At 72.7% G+C, this 16,088-nt stretch carries 8 protein-coding genes and 1 pseudogene; 4 read left to right on the forward strand and 5 right to left on the reverse strand.

The window, feature by feature from the left end:
- The first annotated feature begins 20 nt into the window (after window positions 1-20).
- The 3 genes from ACQPXD_RS47460 to ACQPXD_RS47470 all read left to right on the forward strand — a co-directional run bounded on the left by ACQPXD_RS47460 (window position 21) and on the right by ACQPXD_RS47470 (window position 6,096).
- The gene (locus ACQPXD_RS47460) at window positions 21-1,421 is read left to right on the forward strand and encodes an alpha,alpha-trehalose-phosphate synthase (UDP-forming) (RefSeq protein ID WP_432830271.1); all 1,401 of its coding nucleotides are present in this window, start codon (window positions 21-23) and stop codon (window positions 1,419-1,421) included.
- Between the two features lie 72 nt (window positions 1,422-1,493).
- Window positions 1,494-4,049 (forward strand): trehalose-phosphatase, encoded by a 2,556-nt coding sequence (gene otsB / locus ACQPXD_RS47465; RefSeq protein WP_432830273.1) that lies wholly within the window; start codon window positions 1,494-1,496, stop codon window positions 4,047-4,049.
- 688 nt (window positions 4,050-4,737) lie between these two features.
- On the forward strand, window positions 4,738-6,096 hold the full coding sequence (locus tag ACQPXD_RS47470; protein WP_432824405.1) for an IS110 family transposase: 1,359 nt from the start codon (window positions 4,738-4,740) through the stop codon (window positions 6,094-6,096).
- 205 nt (window positions 6,097-6,301) lie between these two features.
- On the opposite strand, the gene cobA is transcribed toward ACQPXD_RS47470, so the two are convergent.
- Genes cobA through cobC form a run of 3 tightly spaced genes read right to left on the reverse strand, consistent with a single transcriptional unit; the run spans window position 6,302 to window position 9,572 of the window.
- Entirely contained in the window at window positions 6,302-7,513 is a 1,212-nt protein-coding gene (cobA, locus tag ACQPXD_RS47475; protein ID WP_432830275.1) for a uroporphyrinogen-III C-methyltransferase, read from the reverse strand.
- Window positions 7,510-8,553, reverse strand: a complete 1,044-nt coding sequence (gene cobT, locus ACQPXD_RS47480; RefSeq protein WP_432830277.1) for a nicotinate-nucleotide--dimethylbenzimidazole phosphoribosyltransferase — start codon at window positions 8,551-8,553, stop codon at window positions 7,510-7,512. Before cobT ends, cobA begins: the two co-directional genes overlap by 4 nt.
- On the reverse strand, window positions 8,547-9,572 hold the full coding sequence (gene cobC, locus ACQPXD_RS47485; RefSeq protein WP_432830279.1) for an Rv2231c family pyridoxal phosphate-dependent protein CobC: 1,026 nt from the start codon (window positions 9,570-9,572) through the stop codon (window positions 8,547-8,549). Before cobC ends, cobT begins: the two co-directional genes overlap by 7 nt.
- A gap of 47 nt (window positions 9,573-9,619) precedes the next feature.
- Between cobC and ACQPXD_RS47490 the strand changes: the two are divergent.
- A pseudogene (locus ACQPXD_RS47490) lies at window positions 9,620-11,761 on the forward strand (transglycosylase domain-containing protein); the annotation flags it as partial.
- 194 nt (window positions 11,762-11,955) lie between these two features.
- On the opposite strand, the gene ACQPXD_RS47495 reads toward ACQPXD_RS47490, so the two are convergent.
- Together ACQPXD_RS47495 and ACQPXD_RS47500 are read right to left on the reverse strand one after the other, a co-directional pair.
- On the reverse strand, window positions 11,956-12,531 hold the full coding sequence (locus tag ACQPXD_RS47495; protein WP_432830281.1) for a GNAT family N-acetyltransferase: 576 nt from the start codon (window positions 12,529-12,531) through the stop codon (window positions 11,956-11,958).
- A complete protein-coding gene (locus ACQPXD_RS47500) occupies window positions 12,531-16,013 on the reverse strand; it encodes a cobyrinate a,c-diamide synthase (protein ID WP_432830283.1) in 3,483 nt (1,160 codons plus the stop codon). The genes ACQPXD_RS47495 and ACQPXD_RS47500 overlap by 1 nt, the downstream gene beginning before the upstream one ends.
- Window positions 16,014-16,088 lie beyond the last annotated feature (75 nt).

Genomic DNA, 16,088 nt, shown 5'->3' on the forward strand with positions numbered 1-16,088 from the left:
CCCTGGGGAGGACACGACACGTGGCCGGAAACAGTGCATTCGTGGTGGTCGCCAACCGGCTGCCCGTCGACAAGGTGGTCGGCCCGGACGGAGAAGTCAGCTTTCGCAGGAGCCCGGGCGGTCTGGTGACCGCGCTCGAACCGGTGCTGCAACAGCGTAACGGGACCTGGGTGGGCTGGCCGGGCGGTTCCGGCGAGGCCGACCAGTCGGACGAGACCTTCGAGGTGGGCGGGGTGCAACTGCACGCCGTTTCCCTCACGGCGGGCGAGATCGAGCGCTACTACGAGGGCTTCTCCAACTCCAGCCTCTGGCCGCTGTATCACGACGCCGTGGAGACACCCGTCTTCAAACGACGATGGTGGGAGTCGTACCGGCTGGTCAACGAGCGCTTCGCGAAGGCCGTCGCCGACGACGCCGCGCCGGGCGCGACGGTGTGGGTGCAGGACTACCAGCTGCAGCTCGTGCCGGCCCTGCTGCGCGAGACCCGGCCCGATCTCAAGGTCGGTTTTTTTCTGCACATCCCATTCCCCCCGGTCGAACTCTTCATGCAACTACCGCGCCGCGCCGACATTCTCAAGGGTTTGCTCGGTGCCGATCTGGTTGGTTTCCAACGGCCACTCGGCGCGCAGAACTTCGTCCAACTGGCCCGACATCTGCTGGGCACCCGGGTGCGGCGCGGGATCGTCGAGTGGGAGGGCCGCACGGTGCGGGCCGAGGCGTTCCCCATCTCGATCGACGTCGAAGAGATGCGCCGGCTCGCCTCGTCACCGGAAGTCCAGGCCAGGGCCAAGGCCATCCGGACCGAGCTGGGCGATCCGCGCACCATCATCCTGGGCGTGGACCGGCTCGACTACACCAAGGGCATCGAAAGGAGGCTCAAGGCGTTCAGAGAATTGCTGTCGGAAGGACGACTCACGGCGCCCGAGACGGTGATGGTACAAGTGGCTACGCCGAGCCGGGAGCGGGTGGAGCACTACCAGACCCTCAGGGTGAACGTCGAACGCGAGGTCGGGCGGATCAATGGCGAGTACGGACGAGTTGGCCAACCGGCCGTGCACTATCTCCATCAGTCGTACAGTCGGGCTGAGCTGGCCGCTCTGTATGTTGCGGCCGACGTCATGATGGTGACTCCGCTGAGGGACGGCATGAACCTGGTGGCCAAGGAGTACGTCGGCGCGCGCGCCGACGGCGGAGGCGCCATCGTGCTGTCGGAATTCGCGGGCGCAGCGGCCGAACTGCGCCAGGCGTTCCTGTGCAACCCGCACGACCTCGACGGGGTGAAAGACGCACTCATGCGTGCGATTCACGTCGACCCGGTCGAAGGGCGCAAACGGATGCATGCTATGCATTCCCACCTGCGCGCGCACGATGTCCGCACCTGGGCGGACGCGTTCCTCGACGCACTCGGCGCGGCATCATGAACCGCCCACCGCAACGATCCCGACACCCTGAACGCCTCTACGACCTCCTACGCTCCCACGAACAGGCCGGACATGAACCAGACCTCGGCGACAGGCAACGTCCTCTCGCTCGACCCGGACCTCCGCGCGGCGGTGCTTCGCGTCGCCCGCGTGCCCAACCTCTTGGTGGCATGTGACTACGACGGCACGCTCGCGCCGATCGTCGCGGACCCCACCAAGGCGACCCCGACCGCAGAATCCGTAGCCGCCGTACGCGCCCTGTCCTCGCTGCCGCAGACGACGGTCGGCGTGATCAGCGGTCGCGCCCTGCGCGATCTCGCCGCCCTGTCCCGCCTTCCCGCCGAGGTGCGCCTGGTCGGCAGCCACGGCTCCGAGTTCGACGTCGGCTTCGTCGACGAGCTCCCGCCCGAGCGCCAGCAGCGCCGCGCGGAGTTGCACGCGGCGCTCAACGCCATCTGCAACAACCAGCCCGGCGTGCGGCTGGAGGGCAAGCCGGCCAGCATCGCCGTGCACACCCGGGCCGCGCCGCGCGACGTGGCGCAGCGGGTCTTCGACGCGGTGCGCAGCGGCGCCGCGCTCTGGCCGGACATCGAGGTGACCACCGGCAAGGAGGTCATCGAGCTTTCGGTGGTACCGACCGACAAGGGCCTGGCCGTCGACGCCCTGCGCATGCAGGTCTCCGCGAGCGCCGTGGTCTACCTCGGTGACGACGCCACCGACGAGAAGGCCTTCGCCCACCTGCACGGCCCCGACCTGGGCATCAAGGTCGGCATCGGCGACGAGACCCAGGCCCGGTACACCATCGACGGCGCGGCCGACGCCGTCGCGGTGCTGGAACTGCTGCTCTTCACCCGGCGGCGCTGGCTCTTCGGCGAGCAGGCGGTGCCGATCGAGCGCCACTCGATGCTGTCCAACACCAACACCGTCGCGCTGCTCACCCCGGCCGCCCGGGTCACCTGGCTGTGCCACCCGAAGCCGGACTCCGGCGCGGTCTTCGCCGACCTGCTCGGCGACACCGCCGCGGGGCACTTCACGGTGCAGCCGGAGCGGGGCGGGATCCCGCTCGGGCAGCGGTACCGTCCGGGCACCATGACCGTCGAGACCCGTTGGTCGGGGCTGACCGTCACGGACTGGCTCGACCACCACCGCACCGGCAACTCGCTGATCCGCGTGCTGTCGGGCAGTTCCCGGGCGCGGATCGACTTCGTCCCGCGCCCCGACTTCGGCCAGGTGCACATCCGCCTGCAGCCGCTCGGCGACGACGGCCTGCTCGTGCTCGGCTCCAACGAGCCCATCGCGCTCTACTCCCCCGGCATCGAGTGGGAGATCACCTCCGACGGCCACAGCGACCTGGCCCGCGCCACGGTCGACCTCGGCGCCGTCGGCGGCAGCGCGATGCTCGAGCTGCGCCTGGGCACCGACTCGATCGAGGCGCCCCGGGTGCCGCTGGCGGAGCGGCAGATCGCCGCCGAATCGAGCTGGCGGGACTGGTCGGACTCGCTGAAGCTGCCCTCGGTCGCCAAGGACCTCGTCCGCCGCAGCGCCCTGACCCTGCGGGGCCTGTGGCACAAGCCGACCGGCGCCATCCTGGCCGCGGCGACCTCGTCGCTGCCGGAGGAGGTCGGCGGCTCGCGGAACTGGGATTACCGGTACTGCTGGCTGCGCGACGCCTCGCTGACCGCCAAGGCCCTGGTCGACCTCGGCTCGACCGAGGAGGCGGAGTCGCTGGTGCGCTGGACGCTGCGCATCGCCGACAACACCGACGGCCACCCGGAGCGGCTCCACCCGCTCTACACCCTCGACGGCAACGAGCTCGGCCCGGAGGCTGTGATCGAGGCGCTGCCCGGCTACGCCGGCTCCCGCCCGGTCCGCGTCGGCAACGCCGCCAACGGCCAGGTCCAGCTCGACGTGTTCGGCCCGGTCGCCGACCTGGTCTGCGCCCTGGCCGACGTGCGCCCGCCCGAGGATGGCGACTTCGCGCTCATGAACGCGATGGTCGAGGCCGTGGAGCGCCGCTGGCACGAGCCCGACCACGGCATCTGGGAGGCCCGTCGCCGTCCCCGGCACTACGTGTACTCCAAGGTCATGTGCTGGATGACGGTCGACCGCGGCATCCAGCTCTTCGAGCGCCAGGGCCGGCCGGTCCCCGAGGTCTGGCGCACCCTGCGCGCCACGATCGCGGAGAACGTCCTGGACAAGGGCTGGAACGCCAAGATCGGCGCGTACACCGTCGCCTACGGCTACGAGGAGATGGACGCCTCGGTCCTGTGGATCGGCCTCTCCGGCCTGCTGCAGGACGACGACCCGCGCTTCCTGGCCACCGTCCTCGCCGTCGAGGCCGAGCTCCGCGAGGGCCCCACGGTCTACCGGTACCGCTGGGACGACGGCCTCCCGGGCGTCGAGGGCGGCTTCCACCTGTGCACGACGTGGATGATCGAGGCCTACCTGCGCACCGGCCGCCGGGCGGACGCGGAGGAGCTGTTCGCGCAGTTCATCGAGTGCGCCGGCCCGACGGGCCTGATCCCGGAGGAGTACGACCCGATGACCGAGCGGGCCCTGGGCAACCACCCCCAGGCCTACTCGCACCTGGGCCTGATCCGCTGCGCTTTGGAGCTGGACCGCTCCTGACCCGCACTGGGGCGCCCTCTCCTACGGGGGCGCCCTCCCCTAGCCCCTGACAGACCCCTGACGGACCTCCCCCTGACGGAACCGCCGGAAACCGGATAAATCCAGACACTCCGTGTCCGGATTTATCCGACTTATACCCCGGCAGGCGACTTGTGCCCTGACAGGCGATAAGTCGGCGCTCGACGCCTGGCGGGCGTCGCTATGTCTCCGCGATCATGCGAAACCAGCCGCGCGCACCACGCGATTTTCGTGATCACGGAGACAAAACGTACACATAGGCACCGTATGTCTCCGCGATCATGGCGAACCCGGTGTCTCAGCATGGCCGCACGCATGATCACGGAGACTTGGGGTCGCCAAATCGGATTTATGCCCCGCCGGGAGAAAAATCCGTTAAGTTTTCCTGTCCCTTCGGGTGACGCCGCGCAGGCGTGAAAACGGGGGCGGGTTGCGCGCCGTCGCCGGTCTGGTAGGTGGGCCCGCGGGAGGATGGTGCCGGGTTGCCCGCTGACGTCGGTCCGTTACCTGGGACGTAGGAGCCCGTCGATAAGTTTGACGTCGGGGCCCGACCCTGAAGGGTCACGCACTGTTGCCTTGAGCACGCCGGTCAGCATTTCGGTTCCCGACCGTGGCCCCCGGGCGGCCCGCCATTGTTGCCCTCGGTACTGGTGATGGAGGACTGGCCGCGGTGATCGACGAGCCCGAAGAGATTGCCGATCAGGAGTACGAGCAGCTCGTGGAGCGGGTCTGCGCGATCGATGTGGCCAAAGAGTTCGGGAAGGTGTGTACCCGGCTGCCGGGCCCGGGCGTAGCGGGCCGGCGGGTCAGCCGGGTGTGGGACGTGCCGGCCACCACCCGGGCGGTCGCCGAGCTCGCCGGCCAGCTGGTGGGGTCGGGGATTGAGAAGGTGACCGTCGAGTCGACGTCGGACTACTGGCGGATCTGGTGCTATCTGCTGGAAGCGGCCGGGCTGGACGTGCAGCTGGTCAACGCCCGGGACGTGAAGAACGTGCCGGGCCGGCCCAAGACCGACAAGCTGGATGCGGTGTGGCTGGCCAAGCTGACCGAGAAGGGGCTGTTGCGGCCCTCGTTCGTGCCGCCCGGCGAGATCCGGGTGTTGCGGGACTACACCCGGATGCGGATCGACCTGACCCAGGAACGGACCCGGCACTGGCAGCGCCTGGAAAAGCTCCTCGAAGACGCGCTGATCAAGGTGTCGTCGGTGGCCAGCAGACTGGACACGCTGTCGACCCGGGACATGTTCGAGGCGCTGATCGCCGGTGAACGCGACCCGCAGACCTTGGCCGGGCTGGCCCGGGGCAAGATGAAGGCCCGGCACGCCGCCCTGATCGAGGCGCTGACCGGCCGGTTCGACGACCACCACGGCGAGCTGGCCCGGATCCTGCTCGACCAGATCGACGCACTCGACCGGCAGATCGAAACCCTCACCACCCGGATCGAGGAACTGATCGCCGCGATCCCGACCCCGGCCAGCCCCGACAGCCACGACAGCCACGACAGTCCCGCGGGCAGCCCCGGCCAGGCCGCCCCTGCCGGGCTGGGTGCCCTGGACCGGCTGGTCGAGATCCCCGGCATCGGCCCCCGCGGGGCGCAGATCATCCTGGCCGAGATCGGCCTGGACATGACCCGCTTCCCCACCCCCGGCCACCTGGCCTCGTGGAGCAAACTGTGTCCCCGCACCATCCAGTCCGGGGCCACCCACACCACAGGCCGGACCGGCAAAGGCAACCCCTACCTCAAAGGACTCCTCGGCGAAGCCGCCGCCGCAGCCGCCAAAACCCACACCTTCCTCGGCGAACGCTACCGCCGCATCGTCAAACGCCGCGGCAAACGCCGAGCCCTCGTCGCCGTCGCCCGCTCCATCCTCGTCATCGTCTGGCACCTCCTGGCCGACCCCACCGCCCGCTACCACGACCTCGGCCCCGACTACCACACCACCCGCGTCAACACCGACCGCAAGATCCGCAACCTCATCCGCCAACTCGAAGCCCTCGGCCACACCGTCACCCTGCAACCCGCCGCCTAGCTCGAAACCGAACACCCACCGCCCGGACCCCCGAGAGGATCCCGGGCCGATCCCACACGCCCAGGCCCGCAGTGGTTGAGGTCATTTTCCGGTCAGTCGCGGCGCGGAGCGCCCGACTTATCGGGACTTGGCCAGACGGACGCGGCCGGGCCGGACCAGACGGACGCGGCGGGCCGGAGAGGCTGACGAGGCCGGGCCGGAAAGCTCAGGTGTCCAGGGGCGGGAGTGCGGAGACCACGGCGCCGATGACGATCACGGCCGGCGGGCGCAGTGCCGCCTCCTTCGCCGCGTCGGCGGCCGTGGACAGCGTCGCGCGGACCGTGCGCTGAGCCCGGGTCGTACCCTCCTGGACCACGGCCACCGGCGTGTCCGGCGCCCGCCCGTGCTCCTGCAGCACCGCGGCGATCGCCGGCAGGTTCTTCAGCCCCATGAGCACGCAGATCGTCCCCCGCAGCCGGGCCAGCGCCGGCCAGTCGACCAGCGAGTCCGGGTGGTCCGGCGACAGGTGCCCGGAGACGACCGTGAACTCGTGCGCGAGGCCGCGGTGCGTGACCGGGATGCCCGCCGCCGACGGCACGGCAATCGCGCTGGTCACGCCCGGTACCACCAGGATCGGCACGCCCGCGGAGGCGCAGGCCAGCAGCTCCTCGCCGCCCCGGCCGAAGACGAAGGGGTCGCCGCCCTTGAGGCGGACCACGAAGCCGCCGGCCTTGGCGCGCTCGACGAGGACCCGGTTGATCTCCTCCTGGGCGGCGGACGGGCCGTACGGAATCTTGGAGGCGTCGAACAGCTCCACCTCGGGCCGCAGCTCGTCGAGGAGCAACCCGGCCGCGAGCCGGTCGACCACGACGACGTCCGCGGCGGCGAGCAGGCGGCGGCCGCGGACGGTGAGCAGTTCCGGGTCCCCGGGGCCGGAGCCGACGAGCGCGACGGTACCGCGCATTGTCTCCCGATCGGTCCCGTCGAGGCCGCCGGTGGAAAGCTGCTCGCCGATCGCGTCGCGCACCGCGACCGCGCGGATGGGGTCTCCCCCGGCCAGGACCGCGACCGTGACCGGGCCGTGCCGGGTGACGGCGGGCGTCCAGGCGGTGGCGGCGTGGCGGTCGTCGGCCCGCACGGTGAAGATCCGCCTGGCCTCGGTCACCTCGCTGATCGCGCGGCCGGCCTCCGGGTCGTTCACGGCCACGTGCACCAGCCAGGCGTCGTCGGCGTCGGCCGGCTCGAACCGGCGGGCCCGCCAGGTGAGCCGGCCGGCGTCGACGTGGGCGCGCAGCGCCGGGGTGATGTGCGGGGAGACGAGCACGACGTCCGCGCCGGCGTCCAGCAGGGCGGGCACGCGCCTGGTGGCGACCGTGCCGCCGCCGACGACCAGGACGCGCCGGCCGTCGAGCCGCAGGCCGAGGGGGTAGGGGTTCACTTGTGGGCAACTCCAGCTGAGTCGAAGGTGGCGACTTCGTGCAACACGCGGACAGCACTGGCCACGATCGGCAGCGCCAGCACGGCGCCGGTGCCCTCGCCCAGGCGTAGGCCCAGGTCGACGAGCGGTTCCAGCTCAAGATAGTCCAGCGCCACCGAGGCGCCCGGCTCGGCCGAGCGGTGCCCGGCCACCATCGCGCCGGTGACCGCGGGCGCCAGCGCGTGCGCGGCGAGCGCGGCCGAGGCGGCGATGACGCCGTCGAGGATCACCGGCACGCGCAGCGCGGCGGCCCGCAGAATGTACCCGGCCAGCGCCGCGTGCTCCAGCCCGCCGACCGCGGCCAGGATGTCGACCGGGTCCTCGACGTGCAGGCCGACGACGGCCGAGGTGACGACGGCCACCTTGCGGGCGTGCGTCTCGCTGTCGATGCCGGTGCCGAGCCCGGTGACGGCCGCCGGGTCGGCGTGCGTGAACGCGGCGATCAGCGCCGCCGACGGCGTGGTGTTGGCGATGCCCATGTCGCCGGTGAGCAGCGCCCGGGCGCCGCCGGCCACGAGGTCCTCGGCCACCCGCATGCCGGTCTCGAGCGCCTGCAGGGCCTCCTCGCGGGTCATCGCCGGGCCGGCGCTCAGGTCGCGGGTGCCCGCGCGTACCTTGCGGTCGAGCAGCCCCTCGGCCGGCTCCAGCACGGCCTTCACGCCCACGTCGACGACGGTGACCGCGACGCCGGCCTGCCGCGCGAACGCGTTGACGACCGCTCCGCCTGCCACGAAGTTCGCCACCATCTGCGCGGTGACCTCCTGCGGCCAGGGCGTGACGCCCTGCGCGTGCACGCCGTGGTCGCCGGCGAAGATGGCCAGGGCGGCCGGCTCCGGGATCGGCGGCGGGCACACGCCGGCCAGCCCGGCGAGGCGCACGGCGAGGGTCTCCAGCGTGCCGAGGGAGCCCATCGGCTTGGTCAGGCGGCCCTGCAGGGCCCGGGCGGCGGCGATGGCCTCGTCGTTGAGCGGCCCGATCGCGGCGATTGTCTCGTTCAGCATGTTGACCCTCCCAGTACGTCAGACAACACCGCGACGAAGGCGTCACTCGTGGCAGTGTCTCGCACGGCAATACGTAACCAGTCCGGGCCCAGTCCCGGGAAGGTTTCGCCACGTCGCACCGCGAACCCGCGCTCGCGCAGCGCGGCCCGCACCCGTTCGCCGCCGTCCACCCTGACCAGCACGAACGAGCTCGCCGGCCGCCCGGCGACGCGGATCCCGGCCCGCTGCAGCGCCGCGACGAGGTGCGCGCGGTCGGCCACGAGCCGGGTGGCGATCTCACGCTCCGTGTCGACGGCGCGCGGCGAGGCGCAGGCGATCGCGGCGGCCAGCGCGGGCGTGGAGACGCTCCACAGTGGAGCATGTTCGCGCAGCCGCTCGATCGCCTCGGCCGGACCCAGGACGTAGCCGATGCGCAGCCCGGCCAGCCCCCACGTCTTCGTGAGGCTGCGGATCACGAGCAGGCCGGGCAGGTCGCGGTTGCCCGCGAGCGACTCGGGCTCGCCCGGCACGGTGTCGGCGAACGCCTCGTCGACGACGAGCACCCGCCCCGGCCGCGCGAGGGCGGCGACGTCCGCCGCCGGATGCAGCACCGATGTCGGATTTGTCGGATTGCCAACCACGACGAGATCGGCACTTGCCGAAAGGTCGAGATTTCGAAGTACAAATCCGGAATCTTCCGACAAAATCGCGCGCGAGACCGGATAGCCGGCGGTGCGCAGCGCGGCCTCCGGCTCGGTGAACTGCGGGTGCACCACCACCGGGTGCCGCGGGCGCAGCGCCGGGCCGAGCAGCGTGAACGCCTGCGCCGCGCCGGCGGTCAGCAGCACCTCCGACGGCGGCCGCCCGTGCCGGGCCGCGATCGCCGCCGTCGCCTCGGCCGGGTCGGGGTAGCGCGCCAGGTTCGCCAGCGACGCGGCGATCGGGCCGGTCAGCCACGACGGGGGCGCCTCCTGCCGGACGTTGACCGCGAGGTCGACGAGGCCGGGGGCGACCTCAGCATCGCCATGAAACCGCAGCATCAGGCGATCGTCGCGTACGCCGGGCCGAATTGTCCTAGCTTAAGAATGTGATCGCGCGCACGAAACGGGTGGCTCGCGCCACGCTCACCCTCCTGCGGACCGGCCTGCTCGCGGGCCTTGCCGTCGCGGCGCTGATGTACCCGCTGATCGCGATCACCGGGCTCGGCGCGAAACAGGGCGCCGACGCCCTGGACATGGCGCCGGAGGCGTTACGCCAGTCGGTGCCCGCGCAGACGACGCACGTGTACGCCGCCGACGGCACCACGATGCTCGCGCAGTTCTACGAGGAGTACCGCACGTACACCCCCATAACATCGATGTCTATCAACGTCCAACACGCTATCGTGGCCGCCGAGGACGCGCGGTTCTGGGAGCACCACGGGGTCGACTTCAAGGGCGTGGCGCGCGCGTTCGTGGCCAACCAGAAGTCCGGCGGCGTGTCGCAGGGCGCGTCGACGATCACCATGCAGTACGTCCGCAACGTCCTGCGCGACTCCGCCCGCACCCCGGCCGAGGTCAACGCGGCCACCGAGCAGACCGGCGCGCGCAAGCTGCGCGAGATGAAGCTCTCCATCGAGCTCGAAAAACACATGAGCAAAACCGAGATTCTCGAGCGGTACCTCAATGTCGCCTACTTCGGCCATCGCGCCTACGGCATCCAGGCCGCCGCCGAGGTGTACTTCTCGAAGAAGCCCGCCGATCTGACCGTGCCCGAGGCGGCGCTGCTGGCCGGCCTGGTGCAGGCGCCGTCGGCCTACGACCCCGGCAACGCCGACCCGAAGGTCGCGACCACGCGCCGCGACTACGTCATCGACCGGATGGTCGACCTGAAGTACCTCACCGCCGCCGACGCCACCGCCGCGCACGCCACGCCCATCGCGCTGAAGCTCTCCGACCCGCCGAACGACTGCCTGGCCACCCGCCCCGGCTGGGGCTTCTTCTGCGCGATGCTGCGCTCCTGGTGGAGCGACCAGCCGGCCTTCGGCACGACCGCGGACGAGCGCCTCGACAAGTTGCGCCGCGGGGGGTACCGCATCGTCACCTCCCTCGACCCGCGCATCCAGGAGATCGCGCAGCAGCAGATCGCCAAGCGCGAGAAGAACCGCAGCCCCTACGCGCTGGGCCAGGTCGCGATCGAGCCCGGCACCGGCCTGATCCGGGCGATGGCGGTCAACCGGGTGTACTCGCTGGACCGCGCCGGCAACGGCCCGCACTCCGACCCGCGCCAGCGCAACCGGCTGCGCGGCAACTACCCGAACACGGTCAACCCGCTCCTCGGCGGCGGCGACATGGCCGGCTACCAGGCCGGGTCGACGTTCAAGATGTTCACCATGCTGGCCGCGCTCGAGCAGGGAATGCCGCTGTCGACCGCGATCTATGCCCCGAAGACGTACCAGTCGCAGTACCGCACCGGCCGCAACAGCCCCGCCCACTGCGGCAACGACTACTGGTGCCCGTCCAACGCCTCCAGCTCCATGACCGGCCGGCAGACCATGTGGTCGGGCTTCGGCAAGTCGGTCAACACGTACTTCGTCCAGCTCGAGCAGCGCGTCGGCGCCGACGCCGCGGTCCGCATGGCCGAGCGCTTGGGCCTGCGCTGGCGTACCGGCGTCGACAAGCTGCAGGCTTCCCCCGCCAAGGCCAAGAGCTGGGGCGCCTTCACGCTGGGCGTGGCGGACACCACCCCGCTGGAGATGGCCGGCGCCTTCGCCACGGTCGTCGCCGACGGCATCCACTGCGACCCGATCCCGGTCGTCTCGATCACCGACCCGGCCGGCAAACCGGCCGTCGACGACAAGGGCGTCGAGGTCGCCAAGCCCCGCTGCACGCAGGCAGTCTCCCCCGACGTGGCCCGCGGCGCCGTCGACGCGGCCCGCTGCGTGACCGGCTACCGCGCCGCCACCGGCGACTGCGGCGGCTGGTCGACGGCCTCCGGCGTGTACTCGACGGTCCGCCGCCCGGTCGCCGGCAAGTCCGGCACCACCGACGACGACCGCACGGCGTGGTTCGTCGGCATGACTCCGGGCCTGACCATCGCCGGCTTCATCGCCGACCCGGACAACCCGCTGCACCGCGTCGGCTCCGGCAACGCCGGCAAGCCCCGCGAGACGGTCGCCGAGACGCTACGCGACGCCCTGGCGGGCACTCCGGTCCGCGGCTTCACCCCACCAAGCCCGGCCATCACCGGCAAGCAGGCCGCCGCCCCCAAGCCCCGCACCCGCACCACCCACGCCACCCCAGCCCCCCGCGGCCACTGACCCCACCGGCACCGACCGCATCCCGGCGCGCCCGCCGCCAACAGCGCCGTAGGCCCGCGACCGGCAGCGCCGTAGGCCCGCGACCGGTCGCGCCGTGGGACAGCGGCGGACGGCAGCGGGTGGGGTCAGCGGATGTCGGAGGGGACGAGTGACCAGCTCTCCAGGTCGACGCGCCCGCTGGCGAGCGAGCCGGCGTTGCGCAGCAGGCCCTCGTACGTGAAGCCGGCTTTCTCGGCCACGCGCCGTGAGGCTACGTTGCCCGGGGCGACCCGCAGCTCGATCCGCTGGAACCGGTGCTCCAGCAGCAGGGACAGGGCCAGCACGTCGACCGCCTCCGGCGCCACGCCGTAGCCGCGGGCGTCGGCGGCGACCGCATACGCGATCTCGGTCGACCGGGTCAGCCAGTCCGTGTTCTTCGTCCACAGGCAGCCGACCAGGCGCTCGTCCTCGCGGCGGACGATGCCGTAGTGATCACCGGCCCCGCTGTCGCGGCGCTCGACGGCGAGCTCGGTGCACCAGGCGTAGCCGTCGAACGCCTCCAGCTCGTCCTGCGCCACGGGCAGCCACCGCCGCACGAGCCGGTCGGCGAAGATCTCGGCGACCCGCTTGTCATCGTCGGCGCACAGCGGCCGAACGGTCAGCCGCGGCGTCTCCACCAGCAGCGCGGGAAAGCGGCGCAGCGCCACCGACCAGGTCGACACTAGGCGGCCTCGTTCGAACCACCGGCCGGCGATTCATCGCCGCCGCTACGCTCGCCCGCCGCCCCACCCAACGACGACGGCGGCGCGGAGACCGGGCTCGAACCGGACAAATCGGACGTCGATCCAGCAGCAGGCACAGGAGGCATGGAACCGGACACTACCGAACCCGACCCGGCAGACCCCGCCCCCGACACGGGCGCGCCGGAGATCGTCCCGGAATTGACAGACACGGACACGGGCGGCGCGGACGACGGCGGCGCGGACACGGGCGGCGCGGAGACCGGGGCCTGCTCGGCGAGCGGCTCCGAAGCCTCCCCCGGCTCGCCCGCCACCAGCTCAGACTCCGCCGCCGGCATCGCCGTCACCCCACCGGGCGCGGCCGACACCGGCGCCGTCACCTGCGGCATCGGCGCCGACGAGACCGGCATGGCCGCCGACGTCGCCGCTCCACCCCGCTCCGGCCCGACCGGCGCTGTCCAGACCGGCTCCACCGCCGACACCGCAGGCGCCAGCGGCCCGGCCGAGACCGGCCGCACGGCGTCAGCCGCGGCCAGCGGCCCCGACGAAACCGGCCGCACGGCGTCAACCGAGGCCAGCGGCCCCGACGAAACCGGCCGGACAGACCCGGCGCCCGGCAGCGGCCCGGAGGACACCGGCCGCACCGATTCGGCGTCGGACAGCGGTCCGGACGAAACGGGCTGTGCGGCGGAGAGCAAACCGGAGGAAACGGACTCCATGGCGGACAGCGGGCCGGAGGAGACCGGGTGCGCGGCGGAGAGCGGGCCGGCGGAAACGGGCTGTGCTGGCGGGGCTGAGGACACAGGCTGGGTGGCGGTCGGCACAACCCCAGACGATGGCAGGCCGGAGATGGTCGCGGGGGCGTTCGCGGCGGAAGGCACCCCAACGCTCGCCTCATCCGTCGCGCCCGGCGGTGTGTCACCGGCAGCCACGCTGGTGGCGGCGGGCAGCACGGTGGTCGCCTCGTCGTCCGGCGCGGAGGACCAGGGCCCCGACGGGATCAGCCCGGCCGCGGGAAGCCCGGCCGCGGCTCGGCCCCGGTCACCGGCATCCGCCGGCCACACAGCATCAGACCCGGCCAAGCCCGGCAAATGCGAAATATCGGATTCGCCCGCTTCATCCGAAAAGTCGGAAGGGGCGGCCTCGACGGCCGGTCCCCCGGTAGCCGGCGCCCCCGCGGCACCCGGCACACCCGGGGCCGACGCCGCCGACACACCCGGCACAGGTGCCCCGAACGAGCCCGGACCTCCCGACGCGGGCGCGACCGACGAGCCCGGAACCGCCGACGCGGGCGCCACGGACGAGCCCGGAACACCCGACGCGGGCACGGCCGACGAGCCCGGAACCGCTGAGGCGGGCGCCGCCGAGGAAGCCGGAACGGCCGACGCGGGCACCACCAAGGCGGCCGGCAGCGATGAGGCTGGCGCGGAAGGGACCGCCCGGGCCGCGGAAGCCGGGTAAGAGGAGGGTGAGGAGGTCAGGGCGGCCGGATCGGGCGGCGTGGGAGAGGTCCACGGCGTCGGGATCGCGGGGCCGAGCGCCGGGCCGAAGGGCGACGAGGCACCGGGCGAGGTAGGCGCGTTCGCGGGAGCCTCCGAGCCGCCCCCGACGCCACCGCCACCGATAACCGCAGCTCCGGCCACACCGCCGACGGCACCACCGGCCACACCGCCACCGGCACTGCCGGCAACGCCGCCACCACCGGCACTGCCGGCAACGCCGCCACCACCGGCACTGCCGGCAACGCCGCCACCACCGGCGACCGCCGCGGCGGGGGCGCCGGAGACGGCCGCGGCGGGGGCGGAGGTCGGGGCGAACGGGGCGGAGGCGGAGACCGGGGCGGCCGCGGCGATCGAGCCCGGGCCGGCCGGGTGGGCCAGGACCGAGCCGGGGATCGGGGCGCGCGGTGGGGCCGGCGGCTCGGGCGTGGTGTAGCTCGCGGCGTAGCTCGGTGTGCCCGCGGCGGCCGGGACGCCGGTCACCGGGGCCGTGGGGAAGGTCATCAAGGGGACGGACGGGCGGCCATACGGACTGGTGGACGGCGTGCTCCACTGGCCCGGCGCCGGGGCGGCGGTGGCGCCGGCCGCGGCCACGAAGCGCGTGGCGATCGACGGCGTGCCAGCCCAGTGCAGGCCCAGGTAGGAGGCGTGCACGCCGCGCTGGACGAAGCCCTCGGCCGGGCCACCGGCCCAGGTCCAGGCGGCCTGCAGGCCGGACCGGGGCGTGACGCTGGTGCGGTGCATCTTGTGGCCGATGACCTGGGCGCCGACCGGCAGCAGGACCGACGACGAGCGCGCGGTGGCCTCTCGGTAGCCCAGCACCACGAGGTCGGTCTCCCGGGCCGAGGCGTCCAGCACCCCGCACATCGGGCGGCCGTTGTAGTCGCGGCAGAGCCAGACCAGGCCGGTGCCCTCGGCGGCGATCGGCTTGCCGGCCGCGGCGTGAGCGGCGACGGCGGAGCGGAGGCGGCCGTTGAAGGTGAGCTCCTCGGCATAGGACTCCGGGAGGGCGGCGCCGATCACCAGGCCGTCGACGCCGGTCGGCAGGGCCTCGTCGCGCAGCGGGTCGAACGGGACGACCTCGGCGCCGGCGGCGGTGAGCAGCTCGGCGGTCTCCGGGTAGGCGAAGGCCACGCCGATGACCGGGCGGCGGCCGATGCGGGTCGAGGCCAGGGAGGCGAAGGCGGCGTCGCTGGCGCCGGCCTCGGCGAGCTCGGCCTCCGGATTCCACGCGTCGGAGGTCAGCCGGGGCGCCGAGCGGGCCAGGGCCATGGTGCGGTCGATGTCGACGGCGCCCGCGATGACCTCGCCGAGACGGCGCACGGCGCGCACGGCGTCGATGTTGTGGTGCACGACCGGGGCGACGCCGTGGTGGCGCGAGGGCAGCGGCGCGCCGGCGTCGCCCACGTCGGTGAGCGCGTGGCGGCGCAGGGCGCCCAGGACGGGGACGCCGATGTCGTCGAGGGCCTCGCGCAGCAGCTGCTCGTGGCGGGAGGAGGCGACCCGGTTGAGGATCACGCCGCCGAGCCAGAGCAGCTCGTCATAGGCGCGGAAGCCGTGCACGAGCGCGGCGACCGACTGGCCCATCGCGCCGACGTCGACGACCAGGATGACCGGGGCGCGCAGCAGGCCGGAGATCTGGGCGGTGGACTCGCTGTCGGTGCGCCCGGCGAGCCCGTCGAACAGGCCCATCGTGCCCTCGACGACGGCGATGTCCAGCGAGGCGGCGCCGTGGGCGAACAGCGGCCCCATCCGCTTCGCGCCGACCATGCGCGGGTCGAGGTTGCGGCCCGGGCGACCGGCGGCCAGGCCGAGGTAGGCGGCGTCGACGTGGTCCGGCCCGATCTTGAAACCGGCCGCCCGGTAGCCGCGGGCGGTCAGCGCCGCGAGCAGGCCGACCGACACGGCGGTCTTGCCGTGACCGGACGACGGGGCACTGATCACGAGCCGTGGGATGGTGCTCATGGTCTCCTCCGGCGCTGAGGCGTAACTGTGTCCCGGACGATACCGAACCGATGCCACCCCGACGGTCCCGAAGCG

It is taken from the genome of Dactylosporangium sp. CA-092794, from assembly GCF_050948465.1.
In the GTDB taxonomy this organism is placed as follows: domain Bacteria; phylum Actinomycetota; class Actinomycetes; order Mycobacteriales; family Micromonosporaceae; genus Dactylosporangium.